Raw genomic sequence first — 23,366 nt, forward strand, 5'->3', positions numbered from 1 at the left:
AACTCATTTGCGGCTTTTTTCACATGCGAAGAGTAGGAATAGTGGGATCCTTTGGCGTCTTTTCCACTCTTTTTCTGAAGAGAATGATGATTGAATTGGTGTAGCTTCACTAAGATTCATAATATTAAATTGGCAATCTTGCAATATTTTAAAATACTGTTCGATCGTCCGATGAACCTTCACAACTTTTTCATCAATCCACGGCTCTACCCGCTCACCAATTAGAAAGTAGTCATCCACTACCCAATTTTCTCGCTTACCTCCACCGCTAATGAAAGCACTTGTAAGGACCGGATGCTGTACACTAAAGACAAATTCGCCACCCGTTCGCAAACTGTTATAAATATTCTCGCAAATTTGTTTGAAATCTTCAAGATAGTGAAGCGTTAATTGTGAAAAGATACAATCATAAGTTTCTTTTTTAAAGTCATATGTTTCTAAACTAGCATGAGTTAATTTCACATTAGGAATGCCTGCGAGGTTTTTCAGAGCCAATTCTAACATTTTTTGCGAACCATCAATCCCTGTATAGGACCCGAGTAAGGGTGCCAACTCTTTTGCTAAAGTGGCAGCACCACCCAAGTTCAAGCACATCTTTATTGCTCATGTCACCTAGTAAATTCAAAAAAGCTGGTTTTTCTATCATTTCATTAGGGCTTTCTTTACGCATTCTTCTTTTCAAATAATTTTGTAAAAATTCATCATTTTCATAAACGGATGATCCCCGATATTCCACTGTATCGCTCCCTTCATTATTTTGTTGGTGCTCCTCGATATCTCGCTTCACGTAGCTCGAGAGCATAGGCTGAAACATTGGGCATCCCCATTATTTCAGCTTGATGTATTTCTCTTTCAATATCATAAGGAATTCTCACTATTTCAATTGAGAAGGGACCTTCTTGTTTAGATTGATAATTCCCATGCATAATCGCAAAAGTTGCCTGTGGGATATCTAATGAATTACCGACACTGCCACAATTAAATAATGTTCTTTGGGGTTGAATTGGTTCAATGAGCGCAGCATGAATGTCTCCGAATCCAATTACATCAGGCTTCCTCTCTTGTTCAAGCGGCTTTATCCATTCACTTATTTCAAACATCTCATTTTTCTCTTTGGTCGTGGCCTTCATTGGGATGACTCTATGATAAACACTTTTTGCTGAAGCATGATAAAGTCGTATATATTTTCCACTCATATAAAAATCATAATGGAAGGGTAAGCTCTGTAAATAGTCCATAGCTTCTCCCTCAAGCTGCTTCTGATGCCACTCGATTTCTTCACTATCAATTGGCTTTCTAATAAAATCATCCCAATTCCCTTGCAGTACCACATCACATGTTTCTCTTACTTTATGTACTACCTCTAAACCACTCGGACCCTTACCAATTAAATCACCTAAGCAAAAAATCTTATCTATTTTTCTTTCTTTTATGTGATGTAGGACCGCTTCTAAAGCTGTCAAATTACCATGAATATCTGAAATAATTGCAATGGCCATGGTCATTTCCTCCTTCGTGCTTGTTGATTATAGTATTTTGCCATAAATAATAGCAGTTTTATTGTTGAATTGGTTACTCTACTTTGTTCAAGAGGGACGGTTCTTCTTTCAGTAACTAGTAACTATCTCAATTGTACTTCTTTCCCTGAAGTCAGTGATTACTTCTTTTGCGACGGTCTCACTTGAGATTCCTTTTTTAAGAGCTGCGCATCCTTTCATTTACCACTTCCTCAATTACTACCGAGGAGGGCAATACCTCACTATTGCCAACAAACGACAATTCATTACGAAAAGTCTACTCCTCTTTCACTGAGCAGTAAAGGGTTTAGCAATTACTAAAAACTCCCCCTCTCTTCCTTCCATTTCTTTTCTCCGAATTAAACATGAATGTATTGTGTTCTTGCCATGATTACTGCTAAAATTTATGTTAAAATAGCAATGAATAATCTTTTAATCAAGGAGACGAACGATGTCAAAAGTATATATTTTCGGTCATAAAAACCCAGATACTGATACGATTTGCTCTGCAATTGCCTATGCAGACCTCAAAAAAGAATTAGGTATGGATGCAGAACCAGTTCGCCTTGGCGAAATTAACGGAGAAACACAATACGCATTAGACTATTTCAAGCAAGCGGCACCGCGCTATGTAGAAAAAGTAGCTAGCGATGTAAAGGAAGTCATTCTCGTTGACCATAACGAATTTCAACAAAGTGCAGATGATATTCGTGATGTCCAAATTCTTGAAGTCATTGACCATCATCGTATTGCCAACTTTGAAACAAGCGATCCTCTATACTACCGTGCAGAACCAGTCGGGTGTACAGCAACCATTTTAAACAAAATCTATAAAGAGAATGGTAAAGAGATTAAAAAAGAAATTGCTGGTTTGATGCTTTCAGCTATCATTTCTGACTCTTTACTTTTCAAATCACCGACATGCACAGAACAAGATGTAAAAGCCGCTCAAGAGTTGGCTGAAATTGCTGGTGTCAACCCACAAGTATATGGTTTGGAAATGCTTAAAGCCGGTGCAGACTTAAGTGAAAAAACTGTGGATCAATTGATCACACTTGATGCGAAAGAATTTCAATTAGGTGAACACAAAGCTTATATCGCTCAAGTAAACGCTGTCGATTTAGACGATGTCCTTAAACGTAAAACGGAAATAGAAGCCGCAATGATGACAGCGATTGTTGATAAAGAATTAGATTTATTCCTATTTGTATTAACAGATATACTTAACAATGATTCAATGGCTATTGCTCTTGGATCTCAAGTAAAAGCTGTGGAACAAGCATTTGAAGTCATTCTAGTAGATAATCAAGCTCTACTAAAAGGTGTTGTTTCTCGTAAGAAACAAATCGTACCACCATTAACAAATGTATTAGCTTAATTTTTTTTAAAAAGTGTCCTCATTGCAAAATGAGGACACTTTTTTTTATGGAAAAATATATGTATAAAAAAGGATATATATACAAATTTTAATAAAAAGGAGGTAATATGATGAAAAAAATCCTAACGTTTATGTCCATTGTTTTACTTGCAATTAGTGTCATGACTCCTATAGCGAATGCCGAGGGCCACCATAAACACCGTAGTCATAAAATGCACGGGATGCATGAGGCATTTAACCAATTTCTATTCGACCAATTTGATGAAGAAATAAATAAAGCCGTCAGCAACTATTACAAAAACGATTCCATGAAGGTGCAGTATCATACAAAAGGTCAGCACCCTCATGCACTGGTAAAAATCGTACAATCTAAAGAAGAAAATAAACTGAGTCACCCCTATATATTAACTTTCATCGTCAATACTTACGAAGGTGATCAAACGGAACCCACTGGTATTGATAAAATCAGCTTTGGTGTCACACCACTTGATAACAACAAAGTATTTAGCCAGCAAGCTGTGGCAGGTTCTAAAGTTGAATTAATCGAGTTTAAACATCATGACCCTAAAGAAAAAATAGAAACGAACAAAAACGCCGAATAAGGCGTTTTTTTGCATAATAGCCTCCACATTTGAAAGAATAAACATTAAAACATATAGAGGTGATAACCATGAAAGCTGTTACATACCAGGGACCTAAAAAAGTAGCAGTAACAAAGGTAGCCGATCCAAAGATAGAAAAGAAAGACGATCTTATTGTAAAAATAACTTCAACGGCTATTTGTGGATCAGACCTTCACTTATATCAAGGAAATATGCCACTACCGGAAGGCTATATCATTGGTCACGAACCAATGGGAATCGTAGAAGAAGTAGGTCCAGATGTGACAAGGGTTAAAAAAGGCGATCGGGTTGTTATCCCCTTTAACGTATCATGTGGACATTGTTTCTACTGCGAACACCAAATGGAAAGCCAATGCGATCATTCTAACCCTCATTATGATTCAGGTGGATACTTTGGCTATGCAGAGAAATTCGGTAACTATCCTGGAGGACAAGCAGAATATTTGAGAGTTCCATTTGGAAATTTCACCCCTTTTATTGTGCCTAAAGATTGTGAATTAGAAGATGAATCTCTGCTTTTTTTATCTGACGTATTACCTACTGCCTATTGGAGTGTACTTCACTCTGGAGTAAAAAAAGGAGATACAGTAATCGTTCTTGGTTGCGGACCAGTTGGGCTAATGACTCAAAAATTTGCCTGGATGATGGGAGCCAAAAGAGTAATTGCAATCGATTATTTGGACTATCGAATGAATCATGCAAAAAAAATGAACAAAGTAGAAACATTTGAATTTACAAAGTATCCTGATATGGGGGAGCATTTGAAAGAAATCACCAATGGTGGTGCGGATGTTGTCATCGATTGCGTTGGAATGGACGGAAAAAAATCTCCAGTAGAATTTCTTGAACAGAAACTTAAATTACAAGGCGGCACTTTAGGACCCATCCAAATTGCCACAAAAGCCGTAAGGAAATTCGGAACAGTTCAATTGACTGGCGTATATGGAGGCAATTATAACGCATTCCCACTTGGTCCATTTTGGGTCAGAAATATACAGCTAAAAATGGGGCAAGCTCCTGTCATTCATCTGATGCCAGAACTTTATCAAATGATACAAGAAGAAAAGCTTAATCCTAAAGAGATTATCACACATAAAATTTCTTTAACAGATGCCAGTCATGGATACCAGATTTTTAATAACCACGAAGATCAATGTATAAAGGTAGTATTAAAACCGTAAATAATGAAATTGGACGCTCATAATGGAAAGATGGCTTTCATTTATTTGAGAGTTACCTGTTTGACCAAACTTCTTGCAAGCTTCTTCACTATGTAATGTGAGGCAATTAGATAGTGCAAATTTTTAACCTATACATTCGATAAGTAAATGATACAAATTTTACAACCCCCAGAGAAAGTATTGTTATAACAAACAAAATAGAAATGAATTCCTCTCAAATGCACTGTTAATGGACGTTCTGTCTATATTGCGAGTGGATACAAGCTCACTAAAAGTCCCTAAAGATTTTAATAAAGGACAGATAAAGACATAAAGATACTGGTTTTAAATTTATATATAAATACATCAAAATGACAGCCTTTTAGACTTTTCTATCAATATAACAAAGAAAACCCGCCTAAATTTGCAAGTTTTCTTTGTTATACTTTTGTCTCTTCTTAAATTAAAGCCTTATTAGTTATATAGCCCAAACGTGATCATTGATCAAGTTAGTATTATTCTATTTCAAAATCCTTTATATTGGCTATCGGATGAAGTGTTGCTTCGGCATTAAATGTAGAAAGTGCTTCACCTTGCTGAACTTTTTTTACCCAATCATGATCAGCTAAGGCTCCTTTACCGAGAGCTACTAGATCGGCACCTCCATCGGTTAACATTTCAATTGCTCGATCTACATTTTCGAGTTGTCCATTGGCGATTATCGGTAATTCGCTGTATTTTTTTGCAAGAGATACAAGAGAAGTCTCACTACCTTCGAAGGCAGGTTGCCAAGCTTCAAATTCTGTTACGTGAATATAATTTAATCCTGACTTACCTAATGCACTAAAAATGATCTCTGCATCTACTTCTTTGCCTGACCACTTATAAAAGTAGTCATTGACTTGTGATTGTGAAATTCTCATCCCAACAATAAACTGCTCATCCGCAACGGCTTCCGTTACAGCGTTGGCAACTTCAACAAGAAACCGTACTCTATTTTCGGTGCTCCCCCCATATTCATCTGTCCGAACGTTCGTGTACTCTGTTAAAAAAGCATCTAATAAATATCCGTTTGCACCATGCAATTCTACACCATCAAAACCAGCAGATTTTGCTTTTTTTGCCGCCTCTACAAAACTGTATTTAACATCTACCATTTCCTCTTTTGTAATGGTTCTTGGCCGTTTAAATGGACCTTCTCCAAGATAGAATTTTAATTGCTCTCCTTTCGGTTGAACAGCAGATGGCGCTATGGTTTCTTCAGTAAATCGATTTCCTTGGGAAAGTGGTCCGGTATGTTGCAATTGCATAAAGATCTTTCCACCTTCTGAATGAACAGCATCAACAATTTTCTTCCATTCTTTCGCTTGTCCATCCAATGCAATTCCCGGTTGAAACTGATACGTTTGACTGTTCTCGTCATCTATATATGTGCCTTCCGTAATAATTAGCCCAAAGCCACCCTCTGCAAAAGAACGGTAGTATTTAATCATTCTGTCTGTAATGAAACCTTCTTGGTCTGCACTAATTCGCGTCATAGGTGCAACCGCTACTCTATTTTTAAGTTCTGTATTGTTGATGTTGAATGATTGAAACAAAATATTTTTATCCATCTTAAGATTCCTCCTGTTGATTTGATAATTGACAACTTCTTAGTAAATAGCTTAAATGAAGTATGTAGTTTAGTAAAATGAATATATTAAAATTAAACATTCAATAATATTGAACCAATAAGGGGGATAAATATGGAGCTACGTCAATTAATTACATTTAAAACTATAGTAGAAAAAGGTAGTTTTAATAGAACAGCCCAACACCTAGGCTATTCACAATCCTCTATTACAACACACATTAAAGAGCTTGAAAAAGAGTTAGACAATCCTTTGTTCGACCGATTAGGAAAAAAGGTAGTTTTAACGCATTTTGGAAAACAATTCTATCCATATGCTACCCAAATTATTGAACTTTACAATCAATCTTTAAATATAGATAAAGAACCACAGGGTCAACTAACCATTGGTATATCGGAATCGTTGACCATCTGTCGAATTCCACTTATTCTACTTGAATTTAAACAGAGATATCCAAAGGTTAATTTACATGTTAAATCATTAGAGAACTATGATGTTACTAAGAGTCTACAAAGCGGAGATATTGATTTAGCACTCATTTTGGAAAAAGAAGATTGGATAAAAGAAGATTTATTTATTAAGGAATTGATAAGAGAGAAAATGGTATTAATTAGCCCCAATGAAAAAGACTTCTCCAGAACCGCATTGTATTCTGATTTACGATGTAGTTACAAGTCTGTTTTTGATGAGTATATAAAATTAAACCAGTTAGATATTGAAGCTAGTTTAGAGTTTCAGAGCATTGAAGCCATTAAGCATTGTGTTAAACATGGGTTGGGCATATCATTAGTGCCTTTGTTCTCAGTGAAAGAGGAATTGAAAAATGGGGTGTTTAAGGGGGAAAAGGTATCTAATAAGCAATCGTCGATTTCAACTTATATGACGCATCATAAAGATAAATGGATTTCTCCATCGATAAAGTGTATGATGGAAATCGTTCAAGAGCATGCAAGTCATTGGGAATAAAAAAAGAGCTTCTTAGCTCTTTTTTTATTTTGCCTTCCTATTAGTATTAAGAAGAAAAAGCCACCTATTGGTAGCTATTCATTTTTTTGTTCTGCTAATTTACTTCTATCTTCAGACAATGGGGGTTGTTCGATCCAACGATTCTTAATCATTAGATTAATCCATTCATTACCAATTTCTAAATCATCTGCAATTGCTTTCATGTATTTTGGTGATAAATCTCGTCTTGGTGAAGTAGCCCAACCGGTCCCGTAATACACCATTGCTGTTGAAAATAAAAATCCTACTTGAAACATGATGAGCTTTTCAGAGAATGGTGAGTTTGTCGAATCTGTAATTTCAGCATCAAAAATAGACGGATTCGGGAGGTTTTCTGCTAGAAAAACTTCAAAAAACGTCCTTACATGCTTCTCTTTTGTCTTTACAGCTTTCTTTAATAATTTTTTTACATCTTTTGATTTTGCCACTTGATGAGCAAAAACTACAAACGCCTTAGCAAATATGCTTTTCTTTAAATTAAAATAAATATCTGCTATTTCAATGCAGCTTAATGGCCTTTTTTCTCCCAACCATCCCGTTAAATAACTTTTATCATCTATATATTCTGCTCTATCTGGAGGGGTAATCACAGGGGGACGCAAATACAAACCTTTTTCTAAAAGTAAGTTTTTCGTTTGGTTACACAATTCCACCGAAGTAGTTATACATTCACTAAAATAATTTCGAACATCTACTCTAGTACATGTAGTTATTGCACCACTATACCCATTACAACCATGTATGGACATAATGTTTAAATAATTTAAACAAAAAACATCAGAGAAAACGCAAGGTACATTTGGTATGTAATCATTGTCAGAAAATCCAATGGGAATCGGAAAACTTTCACTCTTAAAGAACTCTTTAATTTTTCGTGTATGTTCGTGGCTAAGGGCCATTGCATATTCAAATACACTTCTTATTTCAGTATCCTCTATATGTTCCAACATATGTTTGTGAATACAAATACTTGCGGTTTCGTTCATATACTGTGTCCATAATGCTGCAATCTCAGCAGAAGTTAATTTTGCATTAGATGTATTGTTCATTTTTGACTCCTCGCAGTTTTTACTCATAAGGTGTCCCATTCACCAAGTAATATTCGATGCCAAAGTTATTAAGGATAAAAAGGAAATTCAATTGCATTGTAAAAACCCTGTTTTAAAAAGGATAAAGGTAATAATTAACTTAAACTCATAATTTATTGGGAGTTTGAAAATGATAAATTTAAGGTGATAATATGAATAATAATCTTAGACTTACTTCTCTAAAGACAAGGACAAATATGGGGAGCATATATGAATCAAACAATAAAGATATAGTTAATGGATAGTCTGATGACTATAGTTGTGGATAAATCCATTAAAGAAATATTTAACTTGTTGTTACTTTTTTTGCAAAGCAGGAGAAACAAGATCATACGAAATTTAGGGTATTACAGTTCAAATTGGACTTAATGAAATCGTTTTTGCAATTATCCACATATAATTAAATTACATTAATTCCGTGTGATGAAACTGTATAAAGAGGCGAAGACATAGTGTCTTACAACTGATGCTAAAAAAGGAAAGGCGGCAAAAACCTTCATCTCTTGTCAAGTGGCACAATCGAAAGAAATAAGGGGATTTTAACCGCTTCTGGAAAAAACGGTCGCTCTCAAATGAAGGTATTATCTCAATTATATAGAGAGATTACTTTCCAGCTTAAATCCTTTGAAAAAGAAGTAATGCTTGTAAAGGTGGAACAGTATGAAATATTCTCCACTAGAGAAAATATTATGGAGTATTGCTTTACCAGGACTTGGACAATATTTAAATGGAAAACTATTTAAGGGCACCGTTTTTCTCATGCTAGAAATATTTATAAACATTAAATCAAACTTTAATGAAATCATTATATATAGCTTTAAAGGGAATATTCCTATGGCTATAGAACAAGTAAATTATCACTGGCTTATGTTTTATCCTTGTTTATATTTCTATGCGATTTGGGATGCTTATAAAGAATCTGGTGTAGGAAGTAAATATTCTTTCATCCCATTTGTGTTTTCGGGTTATTTTGTTACAGCTGGTTTGCTTTTTTCGGTAGACTTCACGATTTTCGGTATACTATTGGGACCTGTTTGGTTACCAATGTTATGTGTAATTCCTGGAATAATTATAGGAAATATATTTATGAAGTTAATACCTTTTAAGTAATCATAAAATGCTAATGACTTAGAAACATTGTAACTCCCAATCCAAACTTCAGTTTCTGTTGATTTTCCTTCTCCATTGTTAGACAGTATAGCGTAACACATAAATATTTCTTCTATTGAAGGTAGCTAGCAAAGTATTACCATATTCTTGTTTCTTCACAAGAAATTACAATGATATTCCTATTCATTTTCAACTTTTCATTGATCTGCACCATTTAGATTATTTAGGTGTTCTTATACTGGTGGTTTGTCCTACATTAAATATAAAATCAAGAACAATGAAAACCTAAAATAGGAATAAAAAAGGAAAATGACGTGCACCTGTTCACACGTCATTTTTTGCGATTTATCCATAAAGCATCCAAGAACAAAGAGATTTTGTTTATCCTCTTAATTTTTATTTAAGTTAATAAACATGGTTTTTAACCCACGAATAATGATACTTTGTCTCCACTCTAGTTCAGACTCGGGGACAGCTAAGCTTACATTGGGAAAGATCTGCAATAATATACGTAAAGCGATGTCCCCTTCTAATCTTGCCAATGGTGCACCTAAGCAATAATGAATTCCTTTTCCGAAGGCAATATGCGGGCTCTTCTCTCTTGTAATATCTAACTGCTCTGGATTTGAGAAAACTTGCGGATCGTGATCAGCTGAAGCAAGAGAAACAATGACATGATCACCCTGTGCAATTTCCTGGCCCATAAAGGTAAAAGACTCACTCGCCCAACGATCCGTACTGAACTCAACCGGCCCGTTATATCGTAAAAGTTCTTCAATTGCCTGTGGCATCAAGTCAGGGTTTTCTTTTAATAATTGTAGCTGATCGGGATGTGACAATAAGGCGAGTAACCCGTTGGCGATTAAATTTACTGTAGTCTCATGCCCTGCTACGATTAATAACATGATGACACCGATTAGCTCACGCTTCGATAATTTATCCCCATCCTCCTCCGCTCGAATTAAATCAGAAAGTAAGTCCGCCTGCGGAGTAAGTTTCTTTTGTTCAATTAAATTTTCTAAGTAAACAATGAATTCGCCCATCGCTTCGTCGTGATCTTCGGGATCCATTACATCTACTAACACATGTGACCATCGTTGAAAATCCATTTGATCTGCCTCAGGCACACCAATCAATTCACAGATGACACGAATAGGAATCGGAAATGCATACACTTCTATAAAATCAACCGTCTCTTTTCCCTTCATTAGTTCCGCTTGTTCTAGAGCAATTTCTTCCACTCTTCCTTTAAGCGCATTTATTTTTTTGGGCGTAAAGCCATATTGGACAAGATTGCGTAACCTTCTATGGTCAGGCGGGTCAACAAATAACATACTACTCGCAATCGGTGGCATATTCTCATCTGTTATTTCGTCTGGATAGACTTTTCTCATATCTTTTATAAAACGTGGATCTTTTAACACCGCTTCACTCGCTTCATAACTAAATGCCATCCAAGACTCCATACCACTGAATAACTTCACCTTTGTAAATGGCTGGTGTGGTCTAATTTCTTTGTAATAATCATAAGGGTTTTGATGAAACTGATGTGAGAAAATCTCATCTGTTTTTTGTGGCAAATCGCTTCCTCCTTTATTGACTCTGTACTGTATCTATTCTTGGCGATCGTTGAAAACCCTTTAATTTGCGTATAAACTGATACGATAAATGAACTGATAAATAGCCTAGCTGACAGTAAAGGCATCTCATCCCTCGTCTAAGATATATTTAACACAATCAGAATGAATTCGTTAAACAAAAAAAGCCTCTATTATAATAGAAGCTTACATTTGCAAGACCCAAACGATGAGTGGTCCGATGATTGAACCAATAATGGCACATATAGACATAGTAATGGAGCTAATGGAAAAAGCGAGCTCATCATATTCAGCCGCTTTTGCCGTACCCATTGCATGCGAGGTGCCGCCAAGTGCAATTCCACGACCAATAGATGTGTAAATCCTCAAATATTTAAAAATATAGGGGGAAATTATTACGCCGAAGATCCCCGTAATCGTTACCCCGACAACTGCCATGGAAGCATTCCCTTCTAACACTTTAGCTACTTCTATTGCGACAGGTGTTGTAAGTGATTTTGGTAGCATTGAAATGATTAGTGCAGAATCAATACGAAGTGCCTTTCCAAGGAGACCCACACTTAACATCGCTGTTAGAGTTGCAATAAACGCCCCACCTATAATCGTAAAAAGGTATTTTTTCAAAAAATCACGTTGTTTGTATAATGGATAGGCTAGGGCAACAACGGTCGGACCTAATAATGATGTAATGAACTGCCCACCTTCCATGTATTTATCATATGAAATACCTAAGCTTACTAAAATGATAATCATTAGAACTGTACCTGACAAAATTGGTAACAAGATGGGTAGTGGATACCTTTTATATAGCGATGAAACAACGAAATAGATAACTAAAGTGAGAAGAATCATAGAGATTGAGAAGAAGATGTCTCGCATGCTTGATCCGCCTCTCTTTGTTGTGTCTTTTTCGCAAAATACTGGGTTGTTTTACCGGATACTGCCATTGTAATTATTGTACTCACCAATATCGCAATAATCAGTAATAATCCGCGCACAGATAGTAATTCTGGGTAATCCATGACCCCCACCGTTGCTGGAATAAAAAACAACATCAGAATACTAAGAAGAAACTGCGCACCGCTCTCTATCATTTTGACGGGCACAATGTTAAAACATAAACAAACAAATAATAACAACATACCAATAATATTTCCTGGTATGGTTAATGAGAAAAAATGCTGAATAGAGATTCCTATAAAGGAAAAAATATATAAAATACATACTTGTAAAATAACCAATAAAACTTTCATCATTCACGCTGCTCTATTTTCCTGAGCAACTGCCCTTCTTTCTATTAATAGGATGATAGATTGGCCATCATTTCAGAATAAAAATGATCAAGATGTCTAACCATAGCCGTTTTTGTGCGATCAATATCTCCTGACCTTAACCCTTCTATTATCAATTGATGTTCATTATAAACCGTTTCGATACTCACTCTTTTATTTAATATATATAACCCATACCAATTCACATAATCTATTAAATTACGAATAATTTGATACAATCTTTCATTATTTGTTAACTCTGCTAAAAATAAATGAAAAGCAGAATCATGATACATAAATGCGACTGGATCCTCTTTCAATTCAAAAAGTTGCTGGTCCTTTTCCTCTAGTTTATGTAGCATCTCCTGATTTAATAATGGGATTAAAAGTTCAATGACGAGCGCTTCATTCGCTTTTCGCAATTGAAATACTTCATTGACATCTTTACGCTCTATCTCTTTCACTGAAATCCCTTTTCTCGGTAATGATTGTACCCAGCCTTCCATTTCTAACTGTTGAAGTGCTAACTTTAAAGGCGTCCGGCTAATCCCTAGGCTTTCGCTCAAGGTACGTTCATGAATTGTTGAGCCTGGTGCAATATCATGTTGAATAATCGCTCTTTTTATTTCACGATAGGCATGTTCCTTAAAAGAAGGTGGTTGTTCAACCTTTTGAAAAACCATACAATCTCCCCTTTGAAAATTTGGTATCTGCATCTGGTATACCAGATGCCAACCAAGAAAGTATACCAGTTGTTGCAATAAACAACAATAGGTGGTTGTAAAGAATATATGCTTGATATCTTTTTATCATCATTATATATTTCACACCAACTTATTATGACAAGAAAAAGACTCCCCAGATGAGAGTCTCAATAAACAAAATATCTTACTTACCGTAGATTATCATGATTGCTTCCATTCCATTGAAATATTTCTGGGTTGGAATCCCAGTGACTCGTACAATCCAATGGCTGGGTTACCGTGATAAGCTGTTAATCGAAATTCTTTGAACTGTTGTTTTCTTAGCTCCTTCATCGCTGCCATCATTAATTGCCGACCCATTCCTTTTCCTCTATTGTTTTCTTGCACATACAATTCATAAATGAAGCCAATTTCTTGCTCGGTCATTTCGTCTCTTTTTCCACCAAGCAGCACCCATCCCATTATTTCTTCATGTTCTACAGCAACAAGATATTCTCCCCCGTTACTTCTTATAGATTCAACCATCTCTCTCAGCTTACGCTCTTCCGGTTTAGAACGGTTTAATGTACCTTCATACACTGATTGAACAGATAACTTTAAAATACTTTCTACCTCTTTTTCAGTTGGCTTTCTGATCTCCACTATATTTCTCTCCTTTTCTTGCTGGTTTCCAATGCGTCCATCGCGTTATATCTTGGTCAGCTAACCAATCGTAAAATTGCTCACTATTTATGGCTCCATCTTCTAAGACTGCTCGATACACAAAAATGGAAGGGTAGGTTAATTCTCTCTTAGAGAGTTCCTCTTTTATTGATAGGATGTGTGTTCTTGATTCATGTGTTAACGAATATTGCATTTCCTTCACAAGATCCCTAGACAAAGGTCCTTTATGACTTTTTGGAAATAACCACATATCAATTTTCCAAACTTCTAGATTATCATACTTATATAAAATCTTAAAATAGAGACCATTAAATGATTCATTCAGGTAATTGTGATATTTAATATCTACTACTTGTGGGTGGTCAACAATCTCCGCTAACATACTAAACACTTGATTGGCATTAGGTTCATCACAAAAGACTTCGATATCAATATCACAATCGACCATTAAATCATAAGCATAGGCTCCCACTACATATACTTCTCCTATTCGAGACCACCTTTCAAGTAAAGAAAGCTCCTTCAATATTTGTTTAGCGCGCTCTTTTCGTTTCCCTGCTCTTTCTAATAACATCGTAACCTCCAACTATTTCATTTTTAAAAATTATTTGATTTTTTTAAGTGTAAGAGGTTTTGTCAAGATAAAAAACGCGTGGTCTCATCTCCCACGCGTGAGTAATTTAATCTTTATTCATCATCCAATTGCTGATCCAACCCTGCAACAAGATTATCCATGAGTACTTTTACAGATTGAAGAGTAGCCTTTTGATAACTTTCTCCTGCCCAAAGTGACATGAAGTCAGTCTGATTTTGTTTCGCTGCCACTAATCTTATCGCTTGTGTTAAGTCATTTTGAAGTGGATAAGGTAAGCTAGTTTGGTTTTTCATTTGCTCCATAAAACGGTTGTGAATCCCTCTTGCCCATTTACCCGAAAAGGCTTCTGTCAAGCTTGTTTTCTTATTAGAAGAGACAAGCATTTTCTTATAAGCGGGATGAATACCACTTTCTTCTGTTGCTAAAAAAGCAGTACCTAATTGAACACCCTCAGCTCCTAAGCGAAAGGCAACTTCTGCATCCGAAGCGTCCATTATGCCACCCGCCGCAATGACTGGAATACTGATTTCATCCGTAACTGCTGGAATAAGGTCAACTAACGGAATAAGGGAATCAAGTGCATCACCGATAAAAGTACCACGATGACCGCCTGCTTCTTTCCCTTGTACAACAAGAAGGTCGCAACCTCTCTCTTCCCAGAGAACAGCTTCTTCTACTGATGTCGCTGTACCGATTACTCTTGTTCCTTCTTTTTGTAATTCTTTTATCACTGCTTCTTCTGGAATACCAAATGTGAAACTACATATCGGAACAAAAGATTTCATCACAACTTCTAATTGCTGTTCATAAAATAAGCGGTGATCTTTTCTTGGTAATTGAAGCGGTGCATCAATTTGAAGTTCGTTACGAAATACTTCTAGTGATTCAATCGCCCTTTCTTCTTCTTCTTTTGTGAAAGCGATATCATTCCCAGGTATAAATAAGTTGATGCCAAAAGGGTGATTGGTTTTTTGACGAATATCATGAATCATCGTTTCCATATCCATTGGGCTCATATAACCCGCTCCGATATTTCCGACACCACCATACATAGAGGTTCTACTAATTAAATCAACAGTCGTCGCTCCTCCTGCCATTGGTGCTTGGAATATTGGGTATTTCGCCTTTAACATATCTGTTATTCTATTTTGGTTCCAACTCATTTCCCCTCACCTCTTATTTTAATTTTGCAATAATGCTCTCAGCCACACTATGCCATAAACTTGGATCAGATTGATAGGTTTCTCCAATGCTTTTATAAAGCTCTTTTTGAGCCTGTTCAAAGCTTGGATCTTCCTTAGCAGGTAGGGAGGTTCTTCTCTCCATCACATAATCTTGCAATCTTGGTGCACGTGGGCCCCATACAGCTTGTTCTGCACCTGCTTCATCAATAAATACAAAAATAGGAATTGCTCGTGCTGTTCCGTTTGTTAAGTATTGATCCATTAATTCTAAATTACTATCTCTTAGAACAAACCGTACTTCCATACCGATTTCCTCAGCAATTTTTAATAGAACAGGATTATTAATCATCGCATCGCCACACCAATCCTCAGTAAGGACAATGGCGTGCAGATTTTTTTGCTTGACCTCTTGTAATGCTTCCTTTTCTTCTTCACTAAGTGAAAAACCCTCATAAATGGTAAGCATACCTTCTTTGTTTACTTGCATATGATTTAGATATTGCTCTTTCGTTAAACCCTTTTCAAACCATTCTCTTAATTCCATTTCCTTTGCACATCCCTCTTACGTTTTTATCCAATCATATCATACCATTGAACGATTAAAGTATGGCACTAATTTGCTTCATATGATGTTCGTCATGTGCAGCAAGCCCGATGAGATAATCATATAGGCTTATTTTCTTATTGCCAATGATTAATGGTTTTTGCCAATACGAATCTGGAATTTTAGAGATTCTTTCTATTATTAGTTTTCTTTTTACAAGCAATTCTGCAATGATTGTCTCCTGCGATTGATTTCTTGCTGCTTCCGCGGCTGTTGGATTCATTTCTTCTGCAGAAGGAGCTTTTGGTAGAGGAAGGTGTAATAAAACAAATGGTAGACGCTTTTTTAAAATAAATTCATCCCACGGAATAAAATGACCTACCACTTCAGCGACCGACCATTTTCCTTCATTTATTTCTTTCCGCCAATGGCTTGTTGGGATTGATTCTATAAATTTAATAAACTGTTCATGATGGCGGATCATCGCTTGTTTTTGCGATTGCACTGTATCACCCCTCATCAGTCATTTATAGCCAAATCTCATCACCAAGCTTTACGTTCCCCGTTTGAATCACTTTTGCATAAACACCAAAATGATTATGATTGGTTCTAATAATCTCTTTATGTATGGTAGGTGTCCTTTTTCCATTTTTCGGATCAATAGTAATAATCATACAACGTTCGCAAGGCTTAGTTATCTCTATCACCACTTCTTCTCCTATTTTCATTTGGTTGGAGATCCAATCATGTTCCGAAAATGGCCTATCGTAATCAGTATGGATAATAAAGTTGGGACGGAAACGCTTCGGATCGATTTCACTTTTTCCAAGTTGCTTACTTAAATATTGTAGTGATGAATGTGTTACTAACAAAAGGGGAGCTTCTTCAATAGCCCCAATGGGTACATAGGATGGCGTAAAAGAATGAAAAGATAAATCCCTTCCACTTTTCAGACGAAGATCTTGCCTCCACCTCTCATCATTCCACCCGTACCTCTCTCCATTTGCTGTATGTATTTGTAACTCCGGGTATGTATCTTCATTTTCCTCACTGACAAAAGTGGCTTGATATGCTGCCATTTCTTGATATTGAGTGATCGTAAGGTATTTTCCTTGTCTACTCCTATCTATAATGACGTGGCTTCGGTCGCCATACACACCGTATGGTAAGACTCTAGTGGACTCAACATTTTCACCACCAAATGACTTGACAGGATAACGTAGTAATGACGAAAGAACACCAATTTTTTGCATGCTCTTACACCTCCTCTATGACCTGGTGTCGAAACTTGAACCTTCTTCTATCCCTCTCCGACATAATTCCTCTTATTTCCCAGGAAAGTATCTGATTAACGACATTTCCCTCATTATTATCGCTTCAATTCAGCAAATCTCTCAATTGTGAAAGGGGAAATATCCACTGACGAAGTTTTTCCTTGGATTAGTTCGCTTAAAACATGACCAACTACACTACTAAATTTAAATCCATGACCGGAAAATCCCGCTGCAATTGCAACATTCTCATATTGAGGATGTTGATCAATAATAAAATGCTCATCTGGTGTCATTGTGTACATACAGGTTTTACCAAATTGTAAATTTGTTTTTTCAGTGAAATATCTCCCTAGAAATGTTGTAAGCTCTCTCTCATCATCCTCATTAAAAGGCTGCACTTCTTGTTTACTCTCTATTCTCTGAACATCTCCATCATGCCTTCCTAGTTTCAATCCTGAACCATCTATACTAGGAAAGCCATAATAATGACCTAATGGCGATTCAAATGTAAAGGCTGGAAACTGTTTCGCCTCATAAACATCCTCTTGTGCTTCATACCAAGCGAAAGTTTTCCGAATCGGATTTAATGGAAGCTGCAAGTCCAGATAACTAAGGATGGAATTTGTGCCAGCTCCTGCTGATACAATTAACGAGTCTCCTGAATAATGACCATCCTGTGTAGCAATATTAACAATCCCTTCTATAATAGATAAGTCAGTAATTACGCTATCAGTCACGATTTTAGCACCATAGGACAAAGAAAGTCTCCGGTAAGCCTCAATACAATCTTCACACTTCAAAACCCCAGATGTCGGCTCATGATAAGCAACCATTCCATCATCTAAATGTAATGCACTCCATTTAGTATTGACCGTTTCATGTGTGTAAACATCAAGTGGTAACTGATATTTTTCCGCACTTGTTTTGACCTCCTTCATAAAAAGAGAAGTCTCGCTACCAATATTTAAAACACCTGTTTGTAAAAACAACTCCATTTCGGATTCTTTCTCTACTTCTTCCCATAGTTGTTTAGCCTTTAACAAGAGTGGCACATAAGCATGTCCTTCACCATAAGCATATCTAATGATTCTCGTCTCACCATGATGACTTCCTTTCTGATGAGGTGGCCTATTTGCATCGATAAGCAAAACCTTTTTGCCCTCTTTCGCTAAATAATAACCTGCAGCCATCCCCATCGAACCTGCGCCGATAATAATTGTATCGTAATGCAATTTTTATCCCCTCCAAGATGCTAAACTATAAGTGTTCTTTTATTTAATTTTCTAAATACTATCACCATTAGCCAATATACCACAGGAACGGGAAGACTTTTGTCGAAATTTGTTGCAATTGTTTAACAATCTCTTAAAGGAAGTAGTCGTGTAGGAAAAATTAACAAAAAAAAGATTGATTCTATAAAATATAAACTCCTAAACAATCAAAGTGTTTTATTTTACAAACCAATCTGTTATTCGAAGAAATCATTAAATGACCATATAATAAGAAAGATACTTACGACACCCCAGGCTACTGTACCTAAAATCCAGTATATAATTGCTTGCATATCTCTATTTCTTTTGTACGCCCCATTTTCACCTTGAGCCACTAGCCTCGCGAGTTTATTCTCCATCCTTTTTTTCATAGAAGCAACTGTGATAAAACCGGAAACAATGATGAATAGAATCATCCAATGCAAAAGGTTCACACCTTCCCTCCGCTTCGTTTTAACCATAATAACATAAACTAGCGAGGTACTCTTATACGTGGATTAAGAAAGGATAAAATATCCAAACGAGATATGTATGGCATTTTAATATAGAAGATCTGCAAGTTATTTCGATAAACTACCTTTTACCATAAGTAAAGTGGTTGTAATCCAAATTATTTCGATAAAAACGATCGTTAAACTAAGTTAAAAACGGTCAATTACTTGCAATGCTGTTGGGAAAGATGTAAGAATTTCGGCCGTTCCTTCTTCGTTTATATAGACGTCTTCTTCAATTCTCACCCCACCAAATCCCGGTATATAAATCCCAGGTTCTACCGTGAAAAGTAAACCTTTTTCAACTAAACGATCGTTCTTTTCATGAATAGAAGGCTCTTCATGAACATCAATACCTAATCCATGGCCCACGCGATTATTAAAATATTGTCCATAGCCTGCCTCTTGGATCACACGGCGAGCTGCTTTATCAATCGAGCCGATTGGGATACCTGCACGAGCTGTTGAAACACCCGAAAGTGTAGCCTGCCTTACAATTTCATAGATATTCTTTTGCTTAGTCGTTGGTTCTCCTAGAACAAAAGTACGTGTGATATCGGAACAATACCCATCCGCAACAACCCCCATATCAATTAAAAGAAAGTCACCTTTTTGGAGCTTGTTCTGATCAGGATGCCCATGTGGTAAAGATGATTTTGCACCTGAGAGGACCGTTGTAGAAAATGAAGGACCATCGGCACCGAACTTTCTCATTAAATAATCAAACTCTGATACCAAATCGAGCTCTGTCATCCCTTTTTCAATTTTCTTCAATCCATCAGCCAGTACTTTTTCAATAATTGTTACTGCATGTAAAACCTTTGTCCGTTCAGCTGGCGTTTTCAGCATTCTTTGGTTTGCTATGAACCTACCTATATCTTGATAATTAAAATGCGGAAAAACGTTTTTAAGTTGTTCTTGTTGATAAAGTGTGATCTCTTTTATTTCCAATCCTACTATTTGATTATTCACTTGGATGACTGATTTTAATTTTTCATATGGATTTTCATCATCACTAATCGGAATAATGTTTTTCACATACGAATGCTCGCTAGCTGCTTCATAGTCTAATGCTGGCACAAATAAGTACTCCTCACTCTTTTGTAGATCAATAACAACCGCCATGAATCTTTCATACGGTTCACTATTAAACCCAGTATAATAGAATATGTTTTTAGGTTGAGTGACGATAGCAAAATCAAGTTTCTGCTCATTTAAATATAACTGTAATTGTTTTAACCTTTTTTGGTAAATACTCATTTTTAATCCCCCCTTTTATAGTATAGGTAAAATTATTATACTATTACTGTATAAAACATGATAAGATAAAAAAGCAAAAAAAGAAAGGATGTCACCTCAATGGATGATATATATAAGAAGATTAAACAACTTCGGTACGAGCAAGGCATGACATTGAAAGAACTAAGTGAGAAAACGGAGCTATCTGTTAGTTTTTTATCACAAATTGAAAGAGGTACCTCTTCATTAGCTATCACTTCTTTAAAAAGGATTGCTGATGCTTTTGGGGTTAAAATGATTCATTTCTTTGAAGAAGATGATGATTTTCATTATGTGATGAAAAAAGAGCACCAACGACCATTTAAAATGGAAAGCTCGGACTCTACATTTATTAAACTAAGTGGTCATTTTCCTGAACGGAAATTGGAACCATTCATCGTAAAGTTAAAACCTCGACAAAAAGATGTTGAACTGGTAAGGCACCCAGGTGAAGAGTTTTTCTATATATTACAGGGGGCACTTATTGTAAGAGTGGAGGATGAGGAATATCATCTAAACGAAGGAGAAACCATACATTTTCCATCAACCGTACCTCATATGTGGGAAAACCCACTCAATCAAGAAACAATCATTATTTCAATTACAACCCCTGCAATTTTCTAATAAACATCATTTCGAATGGAGAAACAAGATGAGCATAAATGATTTGATTATTTTTATTGTTGCCGCTTTCCTTTGTGTCGGTGCACTTGATAAAATATGCGGGAATAAATTAGGACTAGGTGAGCGATTCACTGCAGGAATGATGACGATGGGCTCCCTCGCGTTATCTATGATTGGGATTATTTCTTTAGCACCCGTCATAGCAGCCATTTTAACACCTGTGATTTCTCCCGTTTATGAATTCGTAGGCGCTGACCCAGCAGCGTTCGCCAATACTATTCTCGCCATTGATATGGGGGGCTATTCCCTAGCCACTGAGATGTCCATTAGTGCGGATTCAGAACTTTTCGCTTGGGTCTTCCTTGGCACTATGATGGGACCGACTATCGTATTTACAATCCCTGTTGCCTTAGGACTCATAGAAAAAGAAGACCAACCTTATTTTGCGAGGGGTATTCTAGTGGGACTTATTACTGTACCTTTTGGTTGTTTAGCTGGAGGCCTAGTTTGCGGATTGCCGTTTTTTATGATTATCAAAAACTTGATTCCTACCATTGTATTCTCTTTGCTAATTGCTTGGGGATTATGGAAAAAGCCTGAGAACATGATTCGAGGATTTGCCATCTTCGGTAAATTCATTGAAATCATTGCAATTATTGGTCTTACAGCGATTATATTTGAAACATTAACAGACCTAACACTGATCCCCCATTTAACGCCAATTGAGGAAGGGGTTCAAACAGTCGGTTCGATTGCTATTTTCTTAGCGGGCGCTTTTCCTTTGGTAGCTTTTATTTCGAGATATTTTAGGAAACCACTCAGTAAGGTGGGATCTTGGTTAAAACTAAGTGATAAATCAACAGCTGGGTTGATTGCTTCACTCGCTCATAATATTCCCATGTTGATCATGCTAAAAGATATGGAACCGAGAGGCAAGGTCGTTAATGTTGCTTTTGCTGTAAGCGGAGCCTTTGTTCTAGGAAGTCATTTAGCCTTTGTCGCCGGTATTCAGAAAGAAGTCGTATTTGCCATGATTATTGGCAAGTTAGTGGCAGGCATTAGTGCCGTTTTATTAGCAATGATTGTAAGTAGGGATCTGAAGAAGAAGCATACATTTCGCTAAAGCGCGTCATCCTCTCAACTGATGATAAACTTAAGTGCTAGGGGAATTTTCATATTTGTATAGAGACGGGGATTAATAGTAACTGCTGGTGTTGATAATGGTGATAGATACAACTGAGGTGTTCGTTTTGGATAGATTATCGTTGAAGATCAGTTTATGTTAGCATGTGTTTTCTTTTTTTTGCAGTGCTTGTATGACAGGAGAGCCTTTATTTGTAGCGGTTCTCTTGGTTGTGTTACTTATATGGCGTGGGAGCCTTTTTTAGTCGCGATTCTTCGGGTTGTGCTACTTATATGGCTTGGGAGCCTTTTATCAGTCGCGATTCTCTTGGTTGCCCTACTTATCTAGCACGGAATCCTTTTTTTAGTCGCGATTCTTCGGGTTACGCTACTTATATGACGTGCGAGCCTTTTATTAGTCGCGACTCTCTTAGTTTCGCTACTTATGTAGCAAAGAATCCTTTTATCAGTCGCGATTCTTCGGGTTACGCTACTTATATAGCACGGAATCCTTTTTTTAGTCGGGATTCTCCAGGTTACGCTACTTATATGTCAACAAATCCTTTTTTTAGTCGCGATTCTCTTGGTTACGCTACTTATATAACGCGCGAGCCTTTTATTAGTCGCGATTCTCCAGATTACGCTACTTATATAGCACGGAATCCTTTTTTTAGTCGGGATTCTCCAGGTTACGCTACTTATATGTCAACGAATCCTTTTATCAGTCGCGATTCTTCGGGTTGTGCTACTTATATGGCATGGGAGCCTTTTATCAGTCGCGATTCTCTTGGTTGCCCTACTTATATAGCACGGAATCCTTTTTTAAGTCGCGATTCTCTTAGTTGCCCTACTTATATAACAAGGAATCCTTTTATCAGTCGCGATTCTCTTGGTTGCCCTACTTATCTAGCACGGAATCCTTTTTTAAGTCGCGATTCTCCAGGTTACGCTACTTATATAACAAGGAATCCTTTTATCAGTCGCGATTCTCCAGGTTACGCTACTTATATAACAAGGAATCCTTTTATCAGTCGCGATTCCCTTGGTTACACTACTTATTTGGCAGCTACCCTTTCTTTAGTAAAGATTCTCTATTTACTTATATCTCAAGCGATTCCATCTTTTTACTCCCAAACTTCTGCTATTGAGCTGTACAAAATTTCTATCCGTTAAAATTACTCTTTTCATTTCAGTTTCTGGCACCATTTATACAAAATGTAATGACTTTATTAAAT

At 36.5% G+C, this 23,366-nt stretch carries 25 protein-coding genes and 1 pseudogene; 8 read left to right on the forward strand and 18 right to left on the reverse strand.

What is annotated here, in order from left to right:
- Window positions 1-3: 3 nt before the first annotated feature.
- Together U9M49_RS16295 and U9M49_RS16300 are read right to left on the reverse strand one after the other, a co-directional pair.
- Window positions 4-736 (reverse strand): annotated as a pseudogene (locus tag U9M49_RS16295) (class I SAM-dependent DNA methyltransferase).
- A gap of 16 nt (window positions 737-752) precedes the next feature.
- The gene (locus tag U9M49_RS16300) at window positions 753-1,499 is read right to left on the reverse strand and encodes a metallophosphoesterase family protein (protein ID WP_322910189.1); all 747 of its coding nucleotides are present in this window, start codon (window positions 1,497-1,499) and stop codon (window positions 753-755) included.
- 469 nt (window positions 1,500-1,968) lie between these two features.
- Here U9M49_RS16300 and U9M49_RS16305 point away from each other — a divergent pair, with 469 nt between their 5' ends.
- The 3 genes from U9M49_RS16305 to U9M49_RS16315 all read left to right on the forward strand — a co-directional run bounded on the left by U9M49_RS16305 (window position 1,969) and on the right by U9M49_RS16315 (window position 4,699).
- Window positions 1,969-2,895, forward strand: coding sequence for a manganese-dependent inorganic pyrophosphatase (locus tag U9M49_RS16305; protein WP_322910190.1), 927 nt, complete (start codon window positions 1,969-1,971; stop codon window positions 2,893-2,895).
- Between the two features lie 110 nt (window positions 2,896-3,005).
- Window positions 3,006-3,497 carry a DUF3888 domain-containing protein gene (locus U9M49_RS16310; protein ID WP_157733804.1) on the forward strand — a complete coding sequence of 164 codons (492 nt, stop codon included), beginning with the start codon at window positions 3,006-3,008 and terminating at the stop codon, window positions 3,495-3,497.
- Window positions 3,498-3,565: 68 nt separating this feature from the next.
- Window positions 3,566-4,699, forward strand: a complete 1,134-nt coding sequence (locus U9M49_RS16315; protein ID WP_322910191.1) for a zinc-dependent alcohol dehydrogenase — start codon at window positions 3,566-3,568, stop codon at window positions 4,697-4,699.
- Window positions 4,700-5,193: 494 nt separating this feature from the next.
- Here U9M49_RS16315 and U9M49_RS16320 read toward each other — a convergent pair whose 3' ends face one another.
- Window positions 5,194-6,291, reverse strand: a complete 1,098-nt coding sequence (locus U9M49_RS16320; RefSeq protein ID WP_322910192.1) for an NADH:flavin oxidoreductase — start codon at window positions 6,289-6,291, stop codon at window positions 5,194-5,196.
- A gap of 132 nt (window positions 6,292-6,423) precedes the next feature.
- Between U9M49_RS16320 and U9M49_RS16325 the strand changes: the two genes are divergently transcribed.
- The gene (locus U9M49_RS16325; protein WP_095370668.1) at window positions 6,424-7,275 is read left to right on the forward strand and encodes a LysR family transcriptional regulator; all 852 of its coding nucleotides are present in this window, start codon (window positions 6,424-6,426) and stop codon (window positions 7,273-7,275) included.
- A 74-nt stretch (window positions 7,276-7,349) separates the two neighbouring features.
- Here the strand turns inward: U9M49_RS16325 and U9M49_RS16330 are convergent, their stop codons facing one another.
- Window positions 7,350-8,363: a DUF3231 family protein gene (locus U9M49_RS16330; protein ID WP_322910193.1), complete on the reverse strand. Its 1,014-nt coding sequence runs from the start codon at window positions 8,361-8,363 to the stop codon at window positions 7,350-7,352.
- A gap of 699 nt (window positions 8,364-9,062) precedes the next feature.
- On the opposite strand from U9M49_RS16330, the gene U9M49_RS16335 reads away from it, so the two are divergent.
- Window positions 9,063-9,512: a hypothetical protein gene (locus U9M49_RS16335; RefSeq protein ID WP_322910194.1), complete on the forward strand. Its 450-nt coding sequence runs from the start codon at window positions 9,063-9,065 to the stop codon at window positions 9,510-9,512.
- Window positions 9,513-9,901: 389 nt separating this feature from the next.
- On the opposite strand, the gene U9M49_RS16340 is transcribed toward U9M49_RS16335, so the two are convergent.
- The 14 genes from U9M49_RS16340 to U9M49_RS16405 all read right to left on the reverse strand — a co-directional run bounded on the left by U9M49_RS16340 (window position 9,902) and on the right by U9M49_RS16405 (window position 20,367).
- Entirely contained in the window at window positions 9,902-11,092 is a 1,191-nt protein-coding gene (locus U9M49_RS16340; protein WP_322910195.1) for a cytochrome P450, read from the reverse strand.
- 204 nt (window positions 11,093-11,296) lie between these two features.
- The gene (locus U9M49_RS16345) at window positions 11,297-11,989 is read right to left on the reverse strand and encodes an LrgB family protein (RefSeq protein WP_095370672.1); all 693 of its coding nucleotides are present in this window, start codon (window positions 11,987-11,989) and stop codon (window positions 11,297-11,299) included.
- Window positions 11,959-12,363, reverse strand: a complete 405-nt coding sequence (locus U9M49_RS16350) for a CidA/LrgA family protein (RefSeq protein WP_095373534.1) — start codon at window positions 12,361-12,363, stop codon at window positions 11,959-11,961. Before U9M49_RS16350 ends, U9M49_RS16345 begins: the two co-directional genes overlap by 31 nt.
- Before the next feature lie 44 nt (window positions 12,364-12,407).
- The gene (locus U9M49_RS16355) at window positions 12,408-13,064 is read right to left on the reverse strand and encodes a GntR family transcriptional regulator (RefSeq protein ID WP_180317015.1); all 657 of its coding nucleotides are present in this window, start codon (window positions 13,062-13,064) and stop codon (window positions 12,408-12,410) included.
- On the reverse strand, window positions 13,045-13,197 hold the full coding sequence (locus U9M49_RS16360; RefSeq protein WP_180317016.1) for a hypothetical protein: 153 nt from the start codon (window positions 13,195-13,197) through the stop codon (window positions 13,045-13,047). Before U9M49_RS16360 ends, U9M49_RS16355 begins: the two co-directional genes overlap by 20 nt.
- An 89-nt stretch (window positions 13,198-13,286) precedes the next feature.
- Window positions 13,287-13,727 (reverse strand): GNAT family N-acetyltransferase, encoded by a 441-nt coding sequence (locus U9M49_RS16365; RefSeq protein WP_095370674.1) that lies wholly within the window; start codon window positions 13,725-13,727, stop codon window positions 13,287-13,289.
- Window positions 13,705-14,322, reverse strand: coding sequence for a nucleotidyltransferase domain-containing protein (locus U9M49_RS16370; RefSeq protein ID WP_322910196.1), 618 nt, complete (start codon window positions 14,320-14,322; stop codon window positions 13,705-13,707). The genes U9M49_RS16365 and U9M49_RS16370 overlap by 23 nt, the downstream gene beginning before the upstream one ends.
- Window positions 14,323-14,435: 113 nt before the next feature.
- The gene (locus U9M49_RS16375; RefSeq protein ID WP_095370676.1) at window positions 14,436-15,506 is read right to left on the reverse strand and encodes an NAD(P)H-dependent flavin oxidoreductase; all 1,071 of its coding nucleotides are present in this window, start codon (window positions 15,504-15,506) and stop codon (window positions 14,436-14,438) included.
- A gap of 13 nt (window positions 15,507-15,519) precedes the next feature.
- A complete protein-coding gene (locus U9M49_RS16380) occupies window positions 15,520-16,071 on the reverse strand; it encodes a thioredoxin family protein (RefSeq protein ID WP_095370677.1) in 552 nt (183 codons plus the stop codon).
- Between the two features lie 55 nt (window positions 16,072-16,126).
- The gene (locus tag U9M49_RS16385; RefSeq protein WP_157733805.1) at window positions 16,127-16,576 is read right to left on the reverse strand and encodes a DinB family protein; all 450 of its coding nucleotides are present in this window, start codon (window positions 16,574-16,576) and stop codon (window positions 16,127-16,129) included.
- 22 nt (window positions 16,577-16,598) lie between these two features.
- Entirely contained in the window at window positions 16,599-17,324 is a 726-nt protein-coding gene (locus tag U9M49_RS16390) for an MOSC domain-containing protein (RefSeq protein ID WP_095370679.1), read from the reverse strand.
- A 116-nt stretch (window positions 17,325-17,440) separates the two neighbouring features.
- The gene (solA, locus tag U9M49_RS16395) at window positions 17,441-18,577 is read right to left on the reverse strand and encodes an N-methyl-L-tryptophan oxidase (RefSeq protein WP_095370680.1); all 1,137 of its coding nucleotides are present in this window, start codon (window positions 18,575-18,577) and stop codon (window positions 17,441-17,443) included.
- A 236-nt stretch (window positions 18,578-18,813) separates the two neighbouring features.
- Entirely contained in the window at window positions 18,814-19,050 is a 237-nt protein-coding gene (locus U9M49_RS16400; protein WP_095370681.1) for a hypothetical protein, read from the reverse strand.
- Between the two features lie 207 nt (window positions 19,051-19,257).
- Window positions 19,258-20,367, reverse strand: a complete 1,110-nt coding sequence (locus U9M49_RS16405; RefSeq protein ID WP_322910197.1) for a Xaa-Pro peptidase family protein — start codon at window positions 20,365-20,367, stop codon at window positions 19,258-19,260.
- Between the two features lie 99 nt (window positions 20,368-20,466).
- On the opposite strand from U9M49_RS16405, the gene U9M49_RS16410 reads away from it, so the two are divergent.
- The 3 genes from U9M49_RS16410 to U9M49_RS16420 all read left to right on the forward strand — a co-directional run bounded on the left by U9M49_RS16410 (window position 20,467) and on the right by U9M49_RS16420 (window position 23,304).
- A complete protein-coding gene (locus tag U9M49_RS16410) occupies window positions 20,467-21,009 on the forward strand; it encodes a cupin domain-containing protein (RefSeq protein ID WP_095370683.1) in 543 nt (180 codons plus the stop codon).
- Between the two features lie 28 nt (window positions 21,010-21,037).
- Entirely contained in the window at window positions 21,038-22,132 is a 1,095-nt protein-coding gene (gene eutH / locus U9M49_RS16415; protein ID WP_322910198.1) for an ethanolamine utilization protein EutH, read from the forward strand.
- A gap of 293 nt (window positions 22,133-22,425) precedes the next feature.
- On the forward strand, window positions 22,426-23,304 hold the full coding sequence (locus U9M49_RS16420; protein ID WP_322910199.1) for a hypothetical protein: 879 nt from the start codon (window positions 22,426-22,428) through the stop codon (window positions 23,302-23,304).
- Window positions 23,305-23,366 lie beyond the last annotated feature (62 nt).

Origin of the sequence: Cytobacillus sp. OWB-43 (assembly GCF_034651445.1) — a bacterium.
GTDB lineage: Bacteria > Bacillota > Bacilli > Bacillales > Cytobacillaceae > Cytobacillus > Cytobacillus kochii.

Excerpts from the sequence above, each read along its gene's own strand:
- U9M49_RS16320 (WP_322910192.1), bottom strand. The coding sequence starts at position 6,291 with ATGGATAAAAATATTTTGTTTCAATCATTCAACATCAACAATACAGAA.
- U9M49_RS16300 (WP_322910189.1), bottom strand. The coding sequence starts at position 1,499 with ATGGCCATTGCAATTATTTCAGATATTCATGGTAATTTGACAGCTTTA.
- U9M49_RS16325 (WP_095370668.1), top strand. The coding sequence starts at position 6,424 with ATGGAGCTACGTCAATTAATTACATTTAAAACTATAGTAGAAAAAGGT.
- U9M49_RS16370 (WP_322910196.1), bottom strand. The coding sequence starts at position 14,322 with ATGTTATTAGAAAGAGCAGGGAAACGAAAAGAGCGCGCTAAACAAATA.
- U9M49_RS16345 (WP_095370672.1), bottom strand. The coding sequence starts at position 11,989 with ATGCGAGACATCTTCTTCTCAATCTCTATGATTCTTCTCACTTTAGTT.
- eutH (WP_322910198.1), top strand. The coding sequence starts at position 21,038 with ATGAGCATAAATGATTTGATTATTTTTATTGTTGCCGCTTTCCTTTGT.
- U9M49_RS16375 (WP_095370676.1), bottom strand. The coding sequence starts at position 15,506 with ATGAGTTGGAACCAAAATAGAATAACAGATATGTTAAAGGCGAAATAC.
- U9M49_RS16350 (WP_095373534.1), bottom strand. The coding sequence starts at position 12,363 with ATGAAAGTTTTATTGGTTATTTTACAAGTATGTATTTTATATATTTTT.
- U9M49_RS16380 (WP_095370677.1), bottom strand. The coding sequence starts at position 16,071 with ATGGAATTAAGAGAATGGTTTGAAAAGGGTTTAACGAAAGAGCAATAT.
- U9M49_RS16390 (WP_095370679.1), bottom strand. The coding sequence starts at position 17,324 with ATGCAAAAAATTGGTGTTCTTTCGTCATTACTACGTTATCCTGTCAAG.
- U9M49_RS16410 (WP_095370683.1), top strand. The coding sequence starts at position 20,467 with ATGGATGATATATATAAGAAGATTAAACAACTTCGGTACGAGCAAGGC.
- U9M49_RS16335 (WP_322910194.1), top strand. The coding sequence starts at position 9,063 with ATGAAATATTCTCCACTAGAGAAAATATTATGGAGTATTGCTTTACCA.
- U9M49_RS16310 (WP_157733804.1), top strand. The coding sequence starts at position 3,006 with ATGAAAAAAATCCTAACGTTTATGTCCATTGTTTTACTTGCAATTAGT.
- U9M49_RS16315 (WP_322910191.1), top strand. The coding sequence starts at position 3,566 with ATGAAAGCTGTTACATACCAGGGACCTAAAAAAGTAGCAGTAACAAAG.
- U9M49_RS16330 (WP_322910193.1), bottom strand. The coding sequence starts at position 8,363 with ATGAACAATACATCTAATGCAAAATTAACTTCTGCTGAGATTGCAGCA.
- U9M49_RS16360 (WP_180317016.1), bottom strand. The coding sequence starts at position 13,197 with ATGATGATAAAAAGATATCAAGCATATATTCTTTACAACCACCTATTG.
- U9M49_RS16420 (WP_322910199.1), top strand. The coding sequence starts at position 22,426 with ATGGCTTGGGAGCCTTTTATCAGTCGCGATTCTCTTGGTTGCCCTACT.
- U9M49_RS16405 (WP_322910197.1), bottom strand. The coding sequence starts at position 20,367 with ATGAGTATTTACCAAAAAAGGTTAAAACAATTACAGTTATATTTAAAT.
- U9M49_RS16305 (WP_322910190.1), top strand. The coding sequence starts at position 1,969 with ATGTCAAAAGTATATATTTTCGGTCATAAAAACCCAGATACTGATACG.
- U9M49_RS16355 (WP_180317015.1), bottom strand. The coding sequence starts at position 13,064 with ATGGTTTTTCAAAAGGTTGAACAACCACCTTCTTTTAAGGAACATGCC.